The sequence below is a fragment of the Nocardioides phosphati genome (assembly GCF_014646375.1).
Classification (GTDB): Bacteria; Actinomycetota; Actinomycetes; order Propionibacteriales; family Nocardioidaceae; genus Nocardioides; species Nocardioides phosphati.
This window is the reverse complement of sequence record NZ_BMNI01000011.1, coordinates 23553-38511: the sequence shown is the minus strand read 5'-3', so window position 1 is coordinate 38511 and position 14959 is coordinate 23553. Positions and strand designations below refer to the sequence as shown.

The 14959-nt window shown below is 71.5% G+C and carries 11 protein-coding genes; 9 read left to right on the top strand and 2 right to left on the bottom strand.

The annotated features are described in order from the left end of the window. The first annotated feature begins 105 nt into the window (after nt 1-105). The 6 genes from IEX47_RS15795 to IEX47_RS15770 all read left to right on the top strand — a co-directional run bounded on the left by IEX47_RS15795 (nt 106) and on the right by IEX47_RS15770 (nt 11106). On the top strand, nt 106-600 hold the full coding sequence (locus tag IEX47_RS15795) for a hypothetical protein (RefSeq protein WP_188784982.1): 495 nt from the start codon (nt 106-108) through the stop codon (nt 598-600). After that, nucleotides 600-3578: an efflux RND transporter permease subunit gene (locus tag IEX47_RS15790; protein WP_188784981.1), complete on the top strand. Its 2979-nt coding sequence runs from the start codon at nt 600-602 to the stop codon at nt 3576-3578. The genes IEX47_RS15795 and IEX47_RS15790 overlap by 1 nt, the downstream gene beginning before the upstream one ends. Nucleotides 3579-3623: 45 nt before the next feature. Then, nucleotides 3624-4922 carry a phosphoribosylamine--glycine ligase gene (purD, locus tag IEX47_RS15785; protein ID WP_188784980.1) on the top strand — a complete coding sequence of 433 codons (1299 nt, stop codon included), beginning with the start codon at nt 3624-3626 and terminating at the stop codon, nt 4920-4922. A gap of 79 nt (nt 4923-5001) precedes the next feature. Further along, the gene (purB, locus tag IEX47_RS15780; protein ID WP_188784979.1) at nt 5002-6420 is read left to right on the top strand and encodes an adenylosuccinate lyase; all 1419 of its coding nucleotides are present in this window, start codon (nt 5002-5004) and stop codon (nt 6418-6420) included. 477 nt (nt 6421-6897) lie between these two features. Then, a complete protein-coding gene (locus tag IEX47_RS15775; RefSeq protein ID WP_188784978.1) occupies nt 6898-9162 on the top strand; it encodes a hypothetical protein in 2265 nt (754 codons plus the stop codon). A 153-nt stretch (nt 9163-9315) separates the two neighbouring features. After that, nucleotides 9316-11106 carry a BCCT family transporter gene (locus IEX47_RS15770; RefSeq protein ID WP_229662927.1) on the top strand — a complete coding sequence of 597 codons (1791 nt, stop codon included), beginning with the start codon at nt 9316-9318 and terminating at the stop codon, nt 11104-11106. An 11-nt stretch (nt 11107-11117) separates the two neighbouring features. Here IEX47_RS15770 and IEX47_RS15765 read toward each other — a convergent pair whose 3' ends face one another. Next, nucleotides 11118-12326 carry a DUF2306 domain-containing protein gene (locus IEX47_RS15765; RefSeq protein WP_188784977.1) on the bottom strand — a complete coding sequence of 403 codons (1209 nt, stop codon included), beginning with the start codon at nt 12324-12326 and terminating at the stop codon, nt 11118-11120. Between the two features lie 107 nt (nt 12327-12433). Here IEX47_RS15765 and IEX47_RS15760 point away from each other — a divergent pair, with 107 nt between their 5' ends. Next, on the top strand, nt 12434-13057 hold the full coding sequence (locus tag IEX47_RS15760; protein ID WP_188784976.1) for a TetR/AcrR family transcriptional regulator: 624 nt from the start codon (nt 12434-12436) through the stop codon (nt 13055-13057). Between the two features lie 21 nt (nt 13058-13078). Then, the gene (locus IEX47_RS15755; RefSeq protein WP_188784975.1) at nt 13079-13567 is read left to right on the top strand and encodes an SRPBCC family protein; all 489 of its coding nucleotides are present in this window, start codon (nt 13079-13081) and stop codon (nt 13565-13567) included. Nucleotides 13568-13587: 20 nt separating this feature from the next. On the opposite strand, the gene IEX47_RS15750 is transcribed toward IEX47_RS15755, so the two are convergent. Next, nucleotides 13588-13908, bottom strand: a complete 321-nt coding sequence (locus IEX47_RS15750; RefSeq protein ID WP_188784974.1) for an antibiotic biosynthesis monooxygenase family protein — start codon at nt 13906-13908, stop codon at nt 13588-13590. A gap of 40 nt (nt 13909-13948) precedes the next feature. Between IEX47_RS15750 and IEX47_RS15745 the strand changes: the two genes are divergently transcribed. Next, entirely contained in the window at nt 13949-14833 is an 885-nt protein-coding gene (locus IEX47_RS15745) for a phosphoribosylaminoimidazolesuccinocarboxamide synthase (RefSeq protein WP_188784973.1), read from the top strand. The last annotated feature ends 126 nt before the right edge of the window (nt 14834-14959 follow it).

Here is a 14959-nt window from a genome sequence, read left to right as displayed (position 1 = left end):
CCGCCCGCGGGAGGACGCCCGGAACCCGTCCGTGGAACGCTGTGTCACGCACAGCCGGCTTCGTAGCGTTCGGGACATCGAGCCGTCCCCGACAAAGGAGTCGTCATGAACGCCTGGGAGATCCACCACCGCCGCACCGACGCCCTGCGCGACGTCGTCACCACGCTCGACGCCGGCGGCGACCTGCCCTGGTCGCCCTCACTCGCCGAGCTCTTCGCCGACCGTGACGGCCTGCTCCTGGCGCTCCACGACCTCTTCGCCCGCCGCCTCGCTGGCCGGATCGACCTGGCCCTCGAGCTCCACGACATCCCCGAGGCGTCGATCCCCGAGGCCTGGCAGGCGGTCGCCGACGAGCTCCCCGGCGTACACCGCCTCCTGCAGACGTACGCCGACGAGCCGGCGCTCGCGCGCGCCAACGCGCACCTGCACCGCACCGTCGCGGTGGCCGCCGGCCTGGTCGCGCTCGACGCCCCGCTGGCGACCGCCGCCGCCGCGGGCCGTGCCTTCCTCGCCCGCTCGTCGCGCTTCGTCGTCCCCGCCCGTCGCGACGGGTGGCTGCGTGAGCGCCTCTCGTTCGCCCTCATGAAGGCCACTGCCTGATGCAGACCATCGCCCGCTTCGCCGTGCACCGCGCCCCCTACGTGGTGCTGCTCTGGCTGGCCGTCATCGTCGGACTCAACGTCGGCGTGCCGCAGCTGGAGAAGGTGATCGCCGAGGACAACACCGCGTTCGTCCCGGCGCACGCACCGTCGATCACGGCGTACACGCACATGGACAAGGCGTTCGGGACCGGTCACACCCGGTCCGTCGTCTTCGTCGCGGGCGAGCGGGACGGCGGCCTGACCCGGGCCGACCGGGCGTGGTTCGGACAGCTCGCCCACCGCATCGACAAGCAGCACAAGGAGGCCACGGCCGTCACCGACGTCGCGGCCCCGGGCATCTGGGAGGGCGTGGTCAGCAAGGACCACGAGGCGGTCTACCTCCAGGTCGGGCTGCCGGCCGACGTCGGCACCCCGCAGAGCTCGCAGCAGATCCACGAGCTGCGTGACATCGTCGCCGGGCAGGTGCCCTCCGGCCTCGATGTCGCCGTCACCGGGCCTGCGGCGACGATCGCGGACACGCAGGACACCATCGAGCACGACATCCGCAAGATCACCGTGATCACCGTCGGGCTGATCGCGATCATCCTCTTCCTGCTCTACCGCTCCGTCGGTGTGACCGCGCTCGTCCTCGGCTTCATCGGCGCCGCCCTCGGCGCCGGGCGCGGCATCGCGGCGGTCGGCGGCCATCTCGGCTGGTTCCACGTCTCGACGTTCACCGCGTCGTTCGTGACCGCGATCGTGCTCGGCTCGGCGACCGACTACGCGATCTTCCTGCTGAGCCGCTTCCACGAGCAGCGGCGTGCGGGCGTCGACGCGCGCGCGGCCGCCCTCGACGCGACCGTCAAGGTCGCCTCCGTCATCGTCGGCTCGGCCCTCACCGTGGTGCTGGCGACGCTGGCCATGGGCCTCGCCGAGATCGGCATGTTCAGCACCACCGGCCCCGCGATCGCGCTCGCCGTCGCGCTGGCCCTCCTGCTCTGCCTCACGCTCCTGCCCGCGCTCCTCGCGCTGGTCGGCCCGCGGGGCTGGATCGACCCGCGGCCGACCACCTCGGAGTCGCGCTGGGCCGGCGTCGCGGCGTACGTCGTGGCGCAGCCGGCGAAGGTCCTCGCCCTCGGCCTGCTGCCGCTGCTCCTGCTGGCGTCGCTCTTCCCGCTGATGGACCTCGGCTACGACCAGCGCCGCGTGCAGCCCGACGACACCGGGAGCAACGTCGGCTACCGGCTGCTCGCCGACCACTACCCAGCCAACGAGGTGCTCGCCGACTACGTCCTGATCACCAGCGACCACGACATGCGCAACGCCCGCGACATCGCGGCGATCGAGCAGGCCGCAGGCTCGGTCGCGCGGCTGCACGGCGTCGAGTCGGTGCGCACCGTCTCCCGCCCCCTCGGTACGCCGATCCGGCAGGCCTCGCTCGGCTACCAGATGGGCGTCGCCGGCAAGCGGCTCGGCAAGGCCTCGCAGCAGGTCTCGACCGGGGCGAAGGACGCCTCGCGCCTCGACGCGGGCGCGAGCCGGCTCAGCGGCGGCGCGGGTCAGGTGGCTGACGGCGCCTCGCGCGCGGTCGACGGCGTCGACCGCCTGCTGTCCGGCGCGAACGACCTCTCCAGCGGCATCACGCGCCTCGCCGACGGCGTCGACGACGCGAAGGACGGTGCAGCGCGACTGCGTGCCGGCGCGGCCCGCCTCGCCGACGGTCTCGCCGACGGCCTCGACAACGCGCAGGTCGCGGTCGACGGCCTCGGCCTCGCCTACGACGCGCTGAGGAGCAAGAGCCTCACCTGCGGCATCGACCCCGCCTGCCGTCAGGCCCGTGAGGGCATCCGGCAGATCTGGGTGGGCGAGCGCGACCAGCTCCTCCCCGGCCTGCGCGACGCGGTCGCCGGGGCCCGGGCGATCGCCTCCGGCGCGACCGACCTCGAGTCCGGCCTCGCCCGGATCCAGGCCGGGCTCGACCGCGCCGACGCGGGCGCCGCGCAGCTGCGCGCCGGGCAGGCCACCCTCGCCGGCAAGCTCGGTGACCTCGCCGACGGTGCGGACCAGGTGGCCGACGGCGCCGGCAAGGTCGCCGACGGGACGAACCAGGTGGCCGGGAAGATGGGCCAGCTCGGCAGCGGCCTGGGTGATGCCTCGTCGTACCTGGAGGAGACGTCGCAGGCCACCCGCGACCCGGCGATCGGTGGCTTCTACCTGCCGCCGGCGGCGTTCGACGACAAGCGCTTCGCGATGGCGCGCGGGCTCTTCATGAGCGCCGACGGCCACTCCGCGCGGCTGGTCGTCGTCGGCTCGACCGACGCCTTCGGCAACGCCTCCATCGACCGCAGCTCGGCGCTCCGCGACACGGTGCGGCTGGCGCTCGCCGACGGGCCGCTGGCCGGCAGCACCGTCGAGTCGGCCGGCATGCCGTCGTCGCTCGCCGACATCCGCGACCTGTCCACCACGGACTTCCGCATGGTGGCGGGGGTGGCGCTGCTCGTGGTCCTGGTGATCCTGCTGGTGCTGCTGCGCAGCGTCGTCGCGTCGCTCTTCCTGCTCGGCTCGGTGATCCTGTCGTACGCCGCGGCGATGGGCCTCGGCGTCCTCGTCTGGCAGATGCTGCTCGACAAGCCGCTGGACTGGACGGTGCCGTCGATCGCGTTCGTGCTGCTCGTCGCGGTCGGCGCGGACTACAACATGCTGCTGATCAAACGGATCCGCGACGAGGCGCCCGACGGTGCTCCCGAGGGGGTGGCGCGTGCGCTCGCGGTCACCGGTGGCGTGATCACCGCGGCCGGCCTGATCTTCGCCGCGAGCGTGTTCGCGATGATGTCCGGCAGCGTCGTGACGCTGACCCAGATCGGCTTCACGATCGGCATGGGCCTGCTGCTCGACACGTTCGTGGTCCGCACGCTGGTCGTGCCGGCGTTCGCTGCGCTGGTCGGTCCGCGGCTCTGGTGGCCCTCGACCGGCGCTGCGCACGCCCACGCCGACTGAGGCGGAGTGCGGCCCCGTCCGCGCCTCGCCGTAGACTCCCGGCCCGTGAAGACCCTCGTCATCGGCACCGGCGGCCGTGAGCACGCGCTCGCGCTCGCCCTCTCGCGCGACCCCCAGGTGAGCGAGGTGCACGCCGCTCCGGGCAACCCGGGCATCGGCGCGATCGCCACGCTCCACGACGTCGACCTGATGGACGGAGCGGCCGTCGCGGCGCTCGCGCAGGAGATCGGCGCCGACCTCGTCGTGGTCGGTCCGGAGGCCCCGCTCGTCGCGGGCGTCGCCGACGCGGTGACCGACGCCGGCATCGCGGTCTTCGGCCCGTCGAAGGACGCCGCGCAGCTCGAGGGCTCCAAGGCGTTCTCCAAGGCGGTGATGGACGCTGCCGGCGTCCCGACCGCCCGCTCCTTCACCTGCGCCACCCCCGCGGAGGCGGCGGAGGCGCTCGACACCTTCGGTGCGCCGTACGTCGTGAAGGACGACGCGCTCGCCGCCGGCAAGGGCGTCGTGGTCACCAACGACCGCGCCGAGGCGCTGGCCCACGCGGAGGCGTGCGGCCGAGTCGTCATCGAGGAGTTCCTCAAGGGCCCCGAGGTCTCGGTCTTCGCGGTGTGCGACGGCGCGACGGCCTACGCGCTCCAGCCCGCGCAGGACTTCAAGCGGATCTTCGACGGCGGCCGCGGTGGCAACACCGGCGGCATGGGGTCCTACAGCCCGCTGCCGTGGGCCCCCGCCGACCTGCGCGAGATCGTGATCGCCACCGTCGTCCAGCCGACCCTCGACGAGATGGCGCGCCGCGGCACGCCGTTCCGTGGCTGCCTGTACGTCGGCCTCGCGCTCACCGATGCCGGCCCGCGGGTCATCGAGTTCAACGTGCGCTTCGGCGACCCGGACATCCAGCCGGTGCTCGCGCTGCTCGAGTCCGGTGCCGGCGAGCTGCTGCTGGCCGCCGCCGAGGGCCGCCTGCACGAGGTCGAGCCGCCCGTCTTCCGCGACGGTGCGTCGGTGACCGTCGTGCTCGCCTCCGCCGGCTATCCGGAGTCGTCGTCGAAGGGCGACGTCATCAGCGGCGTCGGCAACGCCAACCTGGTCTCCGACGTCGACGTGATCCACGCCGGCACCGCGATCGTCGACGCCTCCACGCCCGAGGAGCCGACGCACCGCCACCTGGTCACCGCCGGCGGTCGCGTCCTCGCCGTACGCGCGCTCGGCTACGACATCGCCGACGCCCGCGCGCGGGCCTATGCCGCTGCTGACCTGATCTCGTTCCCGGGCATGCAGCGCCGCTCCGACATCGCCGCCGAGCCCCTCGGCGTCATCGAGGGCGCCGCCGTCCTCGAGGGCTGACCTCGCCGGCCCTCCCGCGCCACCCGTCAACCGGTCGCCGGTTCGGAGGCACGCCGTACGCGTGGGAGAATCTCCCACCGTGACCGTGCCCAACGTTCTTGCCACCCGTTACGCCGCTGCCGACCTCGCCGCCATCTGGAGCCCCGAGCACAAGATCGTGCTCGAGCGCCAGCTCTGGATCGCGGTGATGAAGGCCCAGAAGGACCTCGGCATCGAGATCCCCGACGGCGTCATCGAGGCCTACGAGGCGGTCGTCGACAAGGTCGACCTGCAGTCGATCGCCGACCGTGAGCGCGTCACCCGCCACGACGTGAAGGCGCGCATCGAGGAGTTCTGCGCCCTCGCCGGCCACGAGCACATCCACAAGGGCATGACCTCGCGCGACCTCACCGAGAACGTCGAGCAGCTCCAGGTCCTCTCCTCCCTCGGCCTGATCCGTGACCGCGCCGTCGCCACGCTCGCCCGCCTCGCGCGGCTGGCCTCCGAGCACGAGGCGACGGTCATGGCCGGCCGCAGCCACAACGTCGCCGCCCAGGCCACGACCCTCGGCAAGCGCTTCGCGACCGTCGCCGACGAGATGCTCACCGGCGTCCAGCGCCTCGAGGAGCTGATGGCGCGCTACCCGCTGCGTGGCATCAAGGGCCCGATGGGCACCGCCCAGGACATGCTCGACCTGCTCGGCGGTGACGCCGACAAACTGGCCGACCTCGAGCAGCGGGTCGCGACCCACCTCGGCTTCGCCCAGCTCTTCACGAGCGTCGGCCAGGTCTACCCGCGCAGCCTCGACTTCGACACGCTCTCCGCGCTCGTGCAGATCACCGCGGGCCCGTCCAACCTCGCCACGACGATCCGGCTGATGGCCGGCATCGAGCTCGTGACCGAGGGCTTCAAGGAGGGCCAGGTCGGCTCGTCCGCGATGCCGCACAAGATGAACACCCGCTCCTGCGAGCGCGTCAACGGCCTCGCCGTCATCACCCGTGGCTACCTCTCCATGGTCGGCGAGCTCGCCGGTGACCAGTGGAACGAGGGTGACGTCTCCTGCTCCGTCGTACGCCGCGTGGCGCTGCCCGACGCGTTCTTCGCCGTCGACGGGCTGTTCCAGACCTTCCTCACCGTGCTCGACGAGTTCGGCGCCTTCCCGGCGGTCATCCAGCGCGAGCTCGACCGCTACCTCCCGTTCCTCACGACCACCAAGGTCCTGATGAGCGCGGTCCGCAACGGCGTCGGCCGCGAGACCGCCCACGAGGTGATCAAGGAGGCCGCCGTCGGCACCGCGCTGGCGATGCGCCAGGGCCAGGTCGACAACGACGTCTTCGCCAAGCTGGCCGCCTCCGAGGAGCTCGGCCTGACCCGCGAGCAGATCGACGCGCTCGTCGCGAACCCGATCGAGTTCACCGGTGCCGCGGTCGACCAGGTCCGCACGGTCGTCGCCAAGGTCGAGGCCCTGGTCGCGAAGCACCCCGAGGCGGCGGCGTACAACCCGGGCGCCATCCTCTGACCTGATCCCGTCGAAACCCGGGTCTTGGTCAATCGAAACCCGGGTCCTGGCATCTCCCGATATTCCGGACGTGGCTCCGGGCGTCGCAACCGTGCCTGCTGAGGCAGGGACGTTCCGGAGAACTGAGTGATTGCGGGGATCTCATCCTAGAATCGCCAGTCGCGCGCGTCTGTGCCGCGCGTGGAACGGGGGCGTGGAATGTTCGGCCGGCTTGTGGCGTGCGTAGTGGTGGTGGCCTCCGTCGGGGTGGGCGCCCCCGCACTGGCGACGACGGCGCCGGCGGTTCCGTCCGCCGACATCCATCAGATGCCCCTCGTCGAGTCGACGGCGCCGATGGATGCACGTGTAGTTGCCGCGTCGCCCTCGTACGTTGTCCACGCCGGAGCGGGCCCCGTCGATCTCGAGCAGCCCGGCGCCCTCGCTGTCCGGCGGGTCGCTGACTCGGCGACGGTGTGGACTGGTCGCCTTCCGGCGGGCGTGACGCGTGTCGACATCGCTGGCGATGACCTGGCGACGTTCGTCGAGGACCCCGCTGCCTCGAATCGAGGCGAGGTCTCGTTCCGGAACGTTCTGACGGGGGCCGTTGACGGCTCGACCGTGATTCCGTCGGGCGAAGCGTTGCTCGGCGTCGGAGATCGGGCCGTCCTGACGACCTTCTGGGTCGGCAACAACAGGTTCGGCCTACGCGTGCGCCGCGCCGACGGAACCGTCGCCGACGTGGCGGGGGTGACCGTCGGCTATTGGCCCTCCGTCCGCCGCGTCGCGGGGTCGAAGATGTTCGTCTTCGATGGAAGCGATCCGCAGGTCCTGGCCGAGATCGACCTCTCCGCGGCCACGTCGCGCGTGATCGCCGGGCCGTCCAACGGCCGGTGGGACCAGTGGGTCGTTGTCGGCCCCCGCCGCGCCTACTCGATGTATGGCGATTCGTCGGGTCTCACGGTTCGATGGACCGATCTCGCCACGGGTGAGATGGGTGGCGGTTCGGTCGCGGACGCTCCGGGGTTCACGGGCCAGCCTGTGGCCTATGGCGACGGATTCGCCTGGTACGACGGCGCCACCCAGCACCCGGTCATGACCGCGGTGGGTGCCGATCTCGGCGCTGCGGAGTCCGTGGCCTCGGACGTGTACAACGCAGTAGCACTCGGCGACGGACGGGTGGCGGTCGGAGAGCGGTCTCGGTACCCGCGCGAGATCCGGGTCGTCTCCGCTGGTGAGCCGGATCTTCCGCTCACGCTCCCGCCGTTCTACGAGCAAGCGTCGGACCTCCGGTTCGACGGCTCCGTGGCCGCAGCCTGGAACGATTCTGCTTCCGAGATCCCGGCTGATGGATCCGGCTCATGGACGCCGACCGCGCCGCTCGGGCTGACTGCGGGTGGCACGCGCCTTGAACGTGTCGCCGGCACAGATGACGACTGGACCTTGAGCTGGCCGGGTGGGTCGCGAACCATCACGGGATCGGGTTTCACGCTCGCTCACGGTGGCAGCCTCGTGCAGGGGGTATTCGAGAACGCGTCCACCGACGCGGCTCAGGTGCAGCGAGTCGCGACCGGTGAGGTGCTGTGGTCCGGACGCCTCGGGGCGGCCGCAGGCGATGGTTCCTGGCTGTGGACCATCTCGCCGGACGGCGTGTTGTCGGGCCGCGATGTGGATGATGCGACGACGCCCGTCCGCACGATCCCGACCGGCCTGTCCTACTGCTACACAGTCCAGGCCAGGGGACGCTGGGCTCTTGTTCGATGTAGTGGCGCCTGGAGCGTGGTCGACACGCTCGGTGTCGTCGCGACATGGGCACTCCCGGTGTCCCCGCGCAATCCAGGCCGCGCGCCGCTCGACCCGCCCCAGCTCGGCTCCGACTTCGTGGCCTGGCCGGAGTTCCCCGACTCGGACGACGCCGTACGCACGTTCCTGTTCGCTGCTGACCTGACGCCGGACCACGTCACCAGGTTCGTCGGGTCCTTGGCGTACGACACGAACGGCATCAGCACGGACTTCTCGGTCGACGAGGCAGGTTCGAAGCGGATCGCGTTCCGAGACCACAACCTCTGGGTCTCGGTCGCCAACCTGCCGTGGCTCGGCGCGGCGCCGACGGTGAAGCCCGACACGACCGCCCCGACGCTGGCGGCGCTCGCTGGTGGCCCGCGATTCGGCCGGACTGACGCCTCGGGCAAGCTCAGCTGGCGCTACGCGGCGTCGGATACCGGGTCCGGTGTCGCGACGTACGACGTCCAGACCAAGTCGGCTGCACCTGGACACACTCTCGGGCCCTGGACGGATGCGGCCTTGGCGACCTCTGCGACGTCGTTCACCCATGCTGCCGTGCGCGGTAGCGACTGGTGCCTCCGGTTTCGGGCGCGTGACCATGCAGGAAACGTGTCCGGCTGGTCGGCCGCGCGTTGCACAGCGGTGGCCATCGACGATCGGGCGCTCGTCCTGTCTGCTGGCACCCGCTCGACCTGGTCAGGCGCGCTCTACGGCACGTACACCTCGCTTGGTGCGCGCGCAACGCTCGTCCATCGCGCGACCAACGTGGGTGCGACGCTCGGAGTCTGGGTCGTCAAGGGCGTCCGTCAGGGTTACGTCGATGTCTATGTCGGAGGCGTCAAGGCCGGGCGGATCAGCCTGGCGGCGACGTCGAGCAGGCGTGTCCTCGTGACGATGGCAATGCCTCGCTCCGGCACAGTGAAGTTCGTACGCGTAGGCAAGGGCGGAGCGCGAGTGGACGCCTTCGCCGTCGCCCGCTGAGTGCGGCCCGCTCGGCAATCCTCTGCCCGAGAGCGAGTTGCGCATCGCGCTTCTCGTTGCGCGACTTGCATTCTTTTCGGGAGATGGGGCACGGTCGAGGGGACGCATCCACGCACCCCTCGAGGAGGACGGCGTCCCTGACGCCCTGAAACGTTGACCCTGGATCTCGGACGACCTCGGCAGCCAGACCCCGACGACACCCCGGCGGACATCCCGCACCCGGAGCACCAGGCCCACCCGGCCCTCGACTTCGCGGTGCCCGACGAGCAGCTCGTGGACACGGGAGGCCTCGACCGGGTCGTCTTCGGTGTCACGGCGGCTCTCGCGCTCGCCTTCCTGGTGTGGGGCTTCGTCAACACCTCGGCCCTGGCCGACGTCTCCAGCCACTCGCTGGGCTGGGTGATGGCCAACACCGGCTGGCTCTTCGTGCTCGCGTCGAGCGGCTGCGTCGTCTTCGTCATCTGGCTGGCGCTGGGCCGCTTCGGCAGCATCACGCTCGGCCGTGACGGCGAGGAGCCGGAGTTCCGCACGGTCCCGTGGATCGCGATGATGTTCAGCGCCGGCATGGGCATCGGCCTGATGTTCTACGGCGTCAGCGAGCCCATCACCCACTTCGTCACCCCGCCGCCCGGCACCGGCGAGGCAGGCAACCCCGAAGCGATCCAGAACGCGATGGCGACCACGCTCTTCCACTGGACGCTCCACCCGTGGGCGATCTACGCCGTCGTCGGCCTGGCCATCGCGTACGGCGTCTACCGCCGCGGCCGCCTGCAACTGATCAGTGCCGCCTTCGAGCCGCTCCTCGGCCGCCACGCGCACGGCCCCGCGGGCAAGGTCATCGACATGCTCGCGATCTTCGCGACGCTCTTCGGCTCGGCGGCCTCGCTCGGCCTCGGTGCCCTGCAGATCCGCAGTGGCCTCGAGATCGTCTCCGGTGCGGGGCCGGTCGGCAACGGCGTACTCGTCATGATCATCGCGGTGCTGACCGCCGCGTTCGTCGTCTCGGCTGTCTCGGGCGTCGCCAAGGGGATCCAGTGGCTCTCCAGCGTCAACATGGTGCTGGCGGTCGCGCTCGCGCTCTTCGTCTTCGTCGCCGGCCCGACCGTCTTCATCCTCGACCTGGTGCCGACCGCGCTCGGCTCCTACGTGCAGGACCTGGCGATGATGGCCGCGCGCACTGGCGCCGAGGGCTCCGCGACGAGTGACTGGCTCTCGACCTGGACGATCTTCTACTGGGCCTGGTGGCTCTCGTGGACGCCGTTCGTCGGCATGTTCCTGGCCCGGATCTCCCGTGGCCGCACGATCCGCCAGTTCGTGAGCGGCGTGCTGCTCGTGCCCAGCCTGGTCAGCCTGGTCTGGTTCTGCATCTTCGGCGGCGCCGCCATCGACCTGCAGAAGCACGGCACCGACATCGCGGGCGCCGGCGGTGTCGAGTCGCAGCTCTTCATGACGCTCGACCACTACCCGCTGGCGACCGTGAGCAGCATCGTGGTCATGGCGCTCGTCGCGATCTTCTTCGTCTCCGGCGCCGACGCGGCCTCGATCGTGATGGGCTCGCTCTCCGAGCGCGGCACGCTGGAGCCGTCGCGCTGGACGGTCGTCTTCTGGGGCGTCGCGACCGGCGCCGTCGGTGCGGTCATGCTCCTCGTCGGTGGCGAGGACGCGCTCACCGGCCTGCAGACGATCACCATCGTCGCGGCGCTGCCGTTCGTCGTGGTGATGGTCGGGCTCAGCGTCGCGCTGGTCCGCGACCTCCGCTCCGACCCGCTCATGGTCCGTCGCACGTACGCCGTCGAGGCGGTCGAGCAGGCCGTCATCGCCGGCGTCACCGAGCACGGCGACGACTTCGTCCTCTCCGTGCAGCGTGACGAGAGCGCGGACCCGTGTGCCGGGGACGAGCGGGACGACCGCGGCGTGCCGGCCGCCCGGGAGGCGGCCGGCTGACGCCGGGCGGCTCAGGCGGGCTGCAGCTCCCCGCCGGCAGTGGCGGGTGTGGGTGTGGCCCGCCTGGCCCACCGGGTCGTGACCGTCGCGTGTGCGACGTAGGCGAGGACGAGGGTGCCGCCCCAGAGGTAGCCGACCATGTACCAGGCCTCCTGGGTGTTCATGCCGTGGACGAGCACGCCGAACCCGTAGGCCAGGGCGCCCGTGGTGGGGGCGACCAGCGCCCCTGCCAGGTACGTGCGCCACGCGGCGGCAGCGGAGCCGTTGCCCCGCTGCTGCGCCTGCCGTGCCATCCGGGCGAGCCACGCCGTGTGCACGACGTACGGCAGGAAGCAGCCGACGACGACGGGCGCCCAGCCCGGGGTGAACCAGTACGCGTGCGGCGCCGACCAGTCGGTCGTGGTCGCCGCGAGCACGGCGAGGGCCACGATGCCGGGGGCGCCGACGGCGGCGGCGATGCGGAGCGCGCCCGTCGTCGCCAGCGGGCTGTCGGCGCGACGGTTGCCCTTCCAGAACTTCTGCACGTAGAGCATCGAGCAGGTGATCAGGAAGGTCGCGGCGAACTGGATCCCGAACAGGTTCAGCATCTCCTTGCCGGGCTGCCAGAAGAGGCTCACGGACATCCACTCGAGGCGGAGCCAGCCGGCCGAGCAGATCAGCGCGAAGGCTGCGGTCGCGAACTCGCGGTGCGCGACCAGATCCCGACGGCGGATCGACACGAAGGCGAGCAGCGCCAGTCCGGCCGTGCCGGCAGCGAGGATCCAGAGGACCTCCTCGAAGACCCTGCCGGAGAAGACGTCGGTGGCCGGCGTCTGCAGCAGGTACGACGCCGCCGTCGCCGCGACGCCGAGGCAGCACAGGAGGAAGACCTTGCCCAGCGTGCGGTGCACTCCGGGCCGCGCGCGACGGAGCCGCTCCGAGAACTGCGAGAGGCCGGCGACCAGCGCGGTGGTGCCCACGACCGAGTGGATCCACATGGTCACGTACGTCGACGCGAAGGTCGCGAAGTGGGCCTCGTGGGTGTCCGGCCGCACGTCATGACCGGAGCCGTGTCCGAACGCGAACGTCGGCGAGATCAGCAGCTTGAAGACATCGTCCTGGAGGTTGGGGCCGGAGTGGCCGTTCCAGAAGTAGGTGAACGACAGTGGTGCGTAGAACGCGACCGCGAGCACGAGCAGTGCTCCAGCGGCCGCCCGGACGCGCGAGGTGGGCGTTGCCATCAACTCTCCCTATAACGGTGTGATACAACGCAACGATAAGTGCTGCTCCGAGTCGCGGACACCCGGTGGAACGGTGACGTCGCACACGCAGCCACTAGGGTCGAGTCGTGTCCAGTCGCCCGTCCTCCCGGCGTGAGGAGCTCACCCGCGTCGCCCTGCGCTTGCTGGAGGAAGAGGGTCCCGAGGCGGTGTCGACGCGCAAGGTGGCGCACGCGTACGGCGCCTCGACGATGGCGGTGTACTCCGAGTTCGGCTCGCTGGACGGCCTGGTCGTCTCCGTCGTCGAGCAGGGGTTCCGGCTGCTCGGCGCGGAGCTCGAGGAGGTCGGTGCGAGTGACGACCCGGTGGCAGACCTCCGCCGGATCGCGGTCGCGTACCTCGGGTTCGCCGACGCCCGCCCGGACCTCTACCGCGTCATCTATGCGGTGTCGCCGCTGGCGGGCCGTCGCCAGACCGGCGACCAGCTCCTGCTCGGCGCGGCGGCGTTCGAGGTCCTGCACGAGGCGGTACGCCGCGCCTACCGCGCCGGCCGCCTGACCCGGGCGACGCCGTACTCCGCGGCGGTGGAGGCCTGGGTCTCGCTGCACGGGCTCGCGCTGGCGCGTCTCTCGGGCTATCTCGACGAGATGCCGCCGCTCGAGGGGGGTCCGCTGGCGCTGCTCCACACCCTGCTGCTCGGTCTCGGGGACGCGCCGGAGCGGATCGCGGCCTCCCTGTCACCCGGCGGCTGAGCGATAGGACAGGATGCGGTCATGCCGTCGTTCCCGCTCCAGCCCGTGGCCGATGCCGACTTCGAGGTCGGCCAGCCGTTCACGCACCGCTTCACGGTCCGGACGAAGCGGTCCGCCGCCGAGGTCTTCGACGAGCTCCACGGCGAGCGTGCGCTCCACTGGTGCCGCGGGCTGCGCAGGGTGACGTGGAAGTCGCCGCGCCCGTTCGGCGTCGGCACGCTGCGCGAGGTCCGGGCCGCCAACGGCCTGCTCGCGCAGGAGCGCTACATCGTCTGGGACGAGGCCACGCGGGTCACGGCGTTCACGTTCGTGTCGACCAACCTGCCGCTGTTCCGGCGGTTCGGCGAGCGCTACACCGTCACCCCGACGGCGGGTGGCGGCTGCGAGTTCCTGTGGGAGTTCGTCGCTGAGCCCAAGGGGCCGGCGCCGCTGCGGACCGCACTCTTCGCCGTCGCGCGGAAGCTCGACTTCGCCGCGCTCGAGCGCGACACCCGCGCGTACTTCAGCTGACCCTGCGCCGCGGGGCCGGTCTACCCGGCCGGCTTCACGTCCAGCACGACCTCGAACTCGAGCAGGTCGGCGCCGGTGGCGACCGGCTTCCTGGGCGCCTCGCCCGGGGCTGAGGCGTGTGCGGCGCGAGCGTCGCCGTCGCGCCAGGCGGCGAACGCCTCCTCCGACTCCCACTGCGTGACGACGAAGTAGCGGTCGTCGCCGCTCACCGGTCGGAGCAGCTGGAAGCAGAGGAAGCCGGGCGAGCCCTCGACGGCGCCGGCGCGCGCGGCGAAGCGCTTCTCGAGCTCGGCGCCGGCCTCGGCGGGGACGTGGATGGCGTTGATCTTCACGACGGACATGGCGCCAGCCTAGGCAGCCTCGCCGACTACCCTCGTGCCCATGCTGAACATCCCGCCGGCACCGGCGATCCCGGGCACGACGCACCTGCACTCGGGCAAGGTCCGCGACCTCTACCGGATCGACGAGGGCGAGCACGCCGGCAACCTGCTCATGGTGGCCAGCGACCGCATCTCGGCGTACGACTTCGTGCTGTCGAGCACGATCCCGGACAAGGGCGAGATCCTCACGCGGATGTCGCTGTGGTGGTTCGAGACGCTCGGCGTGCCGCACCACGTCCTCTCCACCGACGTGCCCGAGGCGGTCAAGGGCCGCGCGGTCGTCGTCCGGAGCCTGGAGATGTTCCCGGTCGAGTGTGTGGCCCGCGGCTACCTCACCGGCTCCGGCCTCGGTGACTACGAGGCGACGGGCGAGGTCTGCGGCATCGCGCTGCCGGCCGGCCTCGTCGACGGCTCGCGCCTGCCCGAGCCGATCTTCACCCCTGCGACGAAGGCCGCCGTCGGCGACCACGACGAGAACGTCTCGTACGACGCGGTCGTCGCCACCGTCGGTGAGGCCGACGCCTCCGCGCTCCGGGCAGCGACGCTCGACGTCTACGGCCGCGCCGAGCAGATCGCCCGCGAGCGCGGGATCATCCTGGCCGACACGAAGTTCGAGTTCGGCCGGGGCGCGTCGGGTGAGCTGGTGCTCGCCGACGAGGTGCTGACTCCCGACTCGAGCCGCTTCTGGCCCGCCGACGCGTGGAGGCCCGGCCAGACCCAGCCCAGCTTCGACAAGCAGATCGTGCGCAACTGGCTCACCTCGGCCGAGTCCGGCTGGGACAAGAAGTCGGGCGAGCAGCCGCCGGCGCTGCCCGCCGAGGTGATCGAGCTGACCCGCGCCAAGTACGTCGAGGCCTACGAGAAGCTCACCGGCCAGACCTTCTGAGCCACCGTGGCCCCGGCTCCTCGCCTGAGGGGGTCCCGCGTCGCCGGCCTCTCCGGCGCATGTGTTGCACGTCATGTCACAGACATGTGTCCGCGTCGTTCCGTGCCGCTTATCTTTGTATGCGGT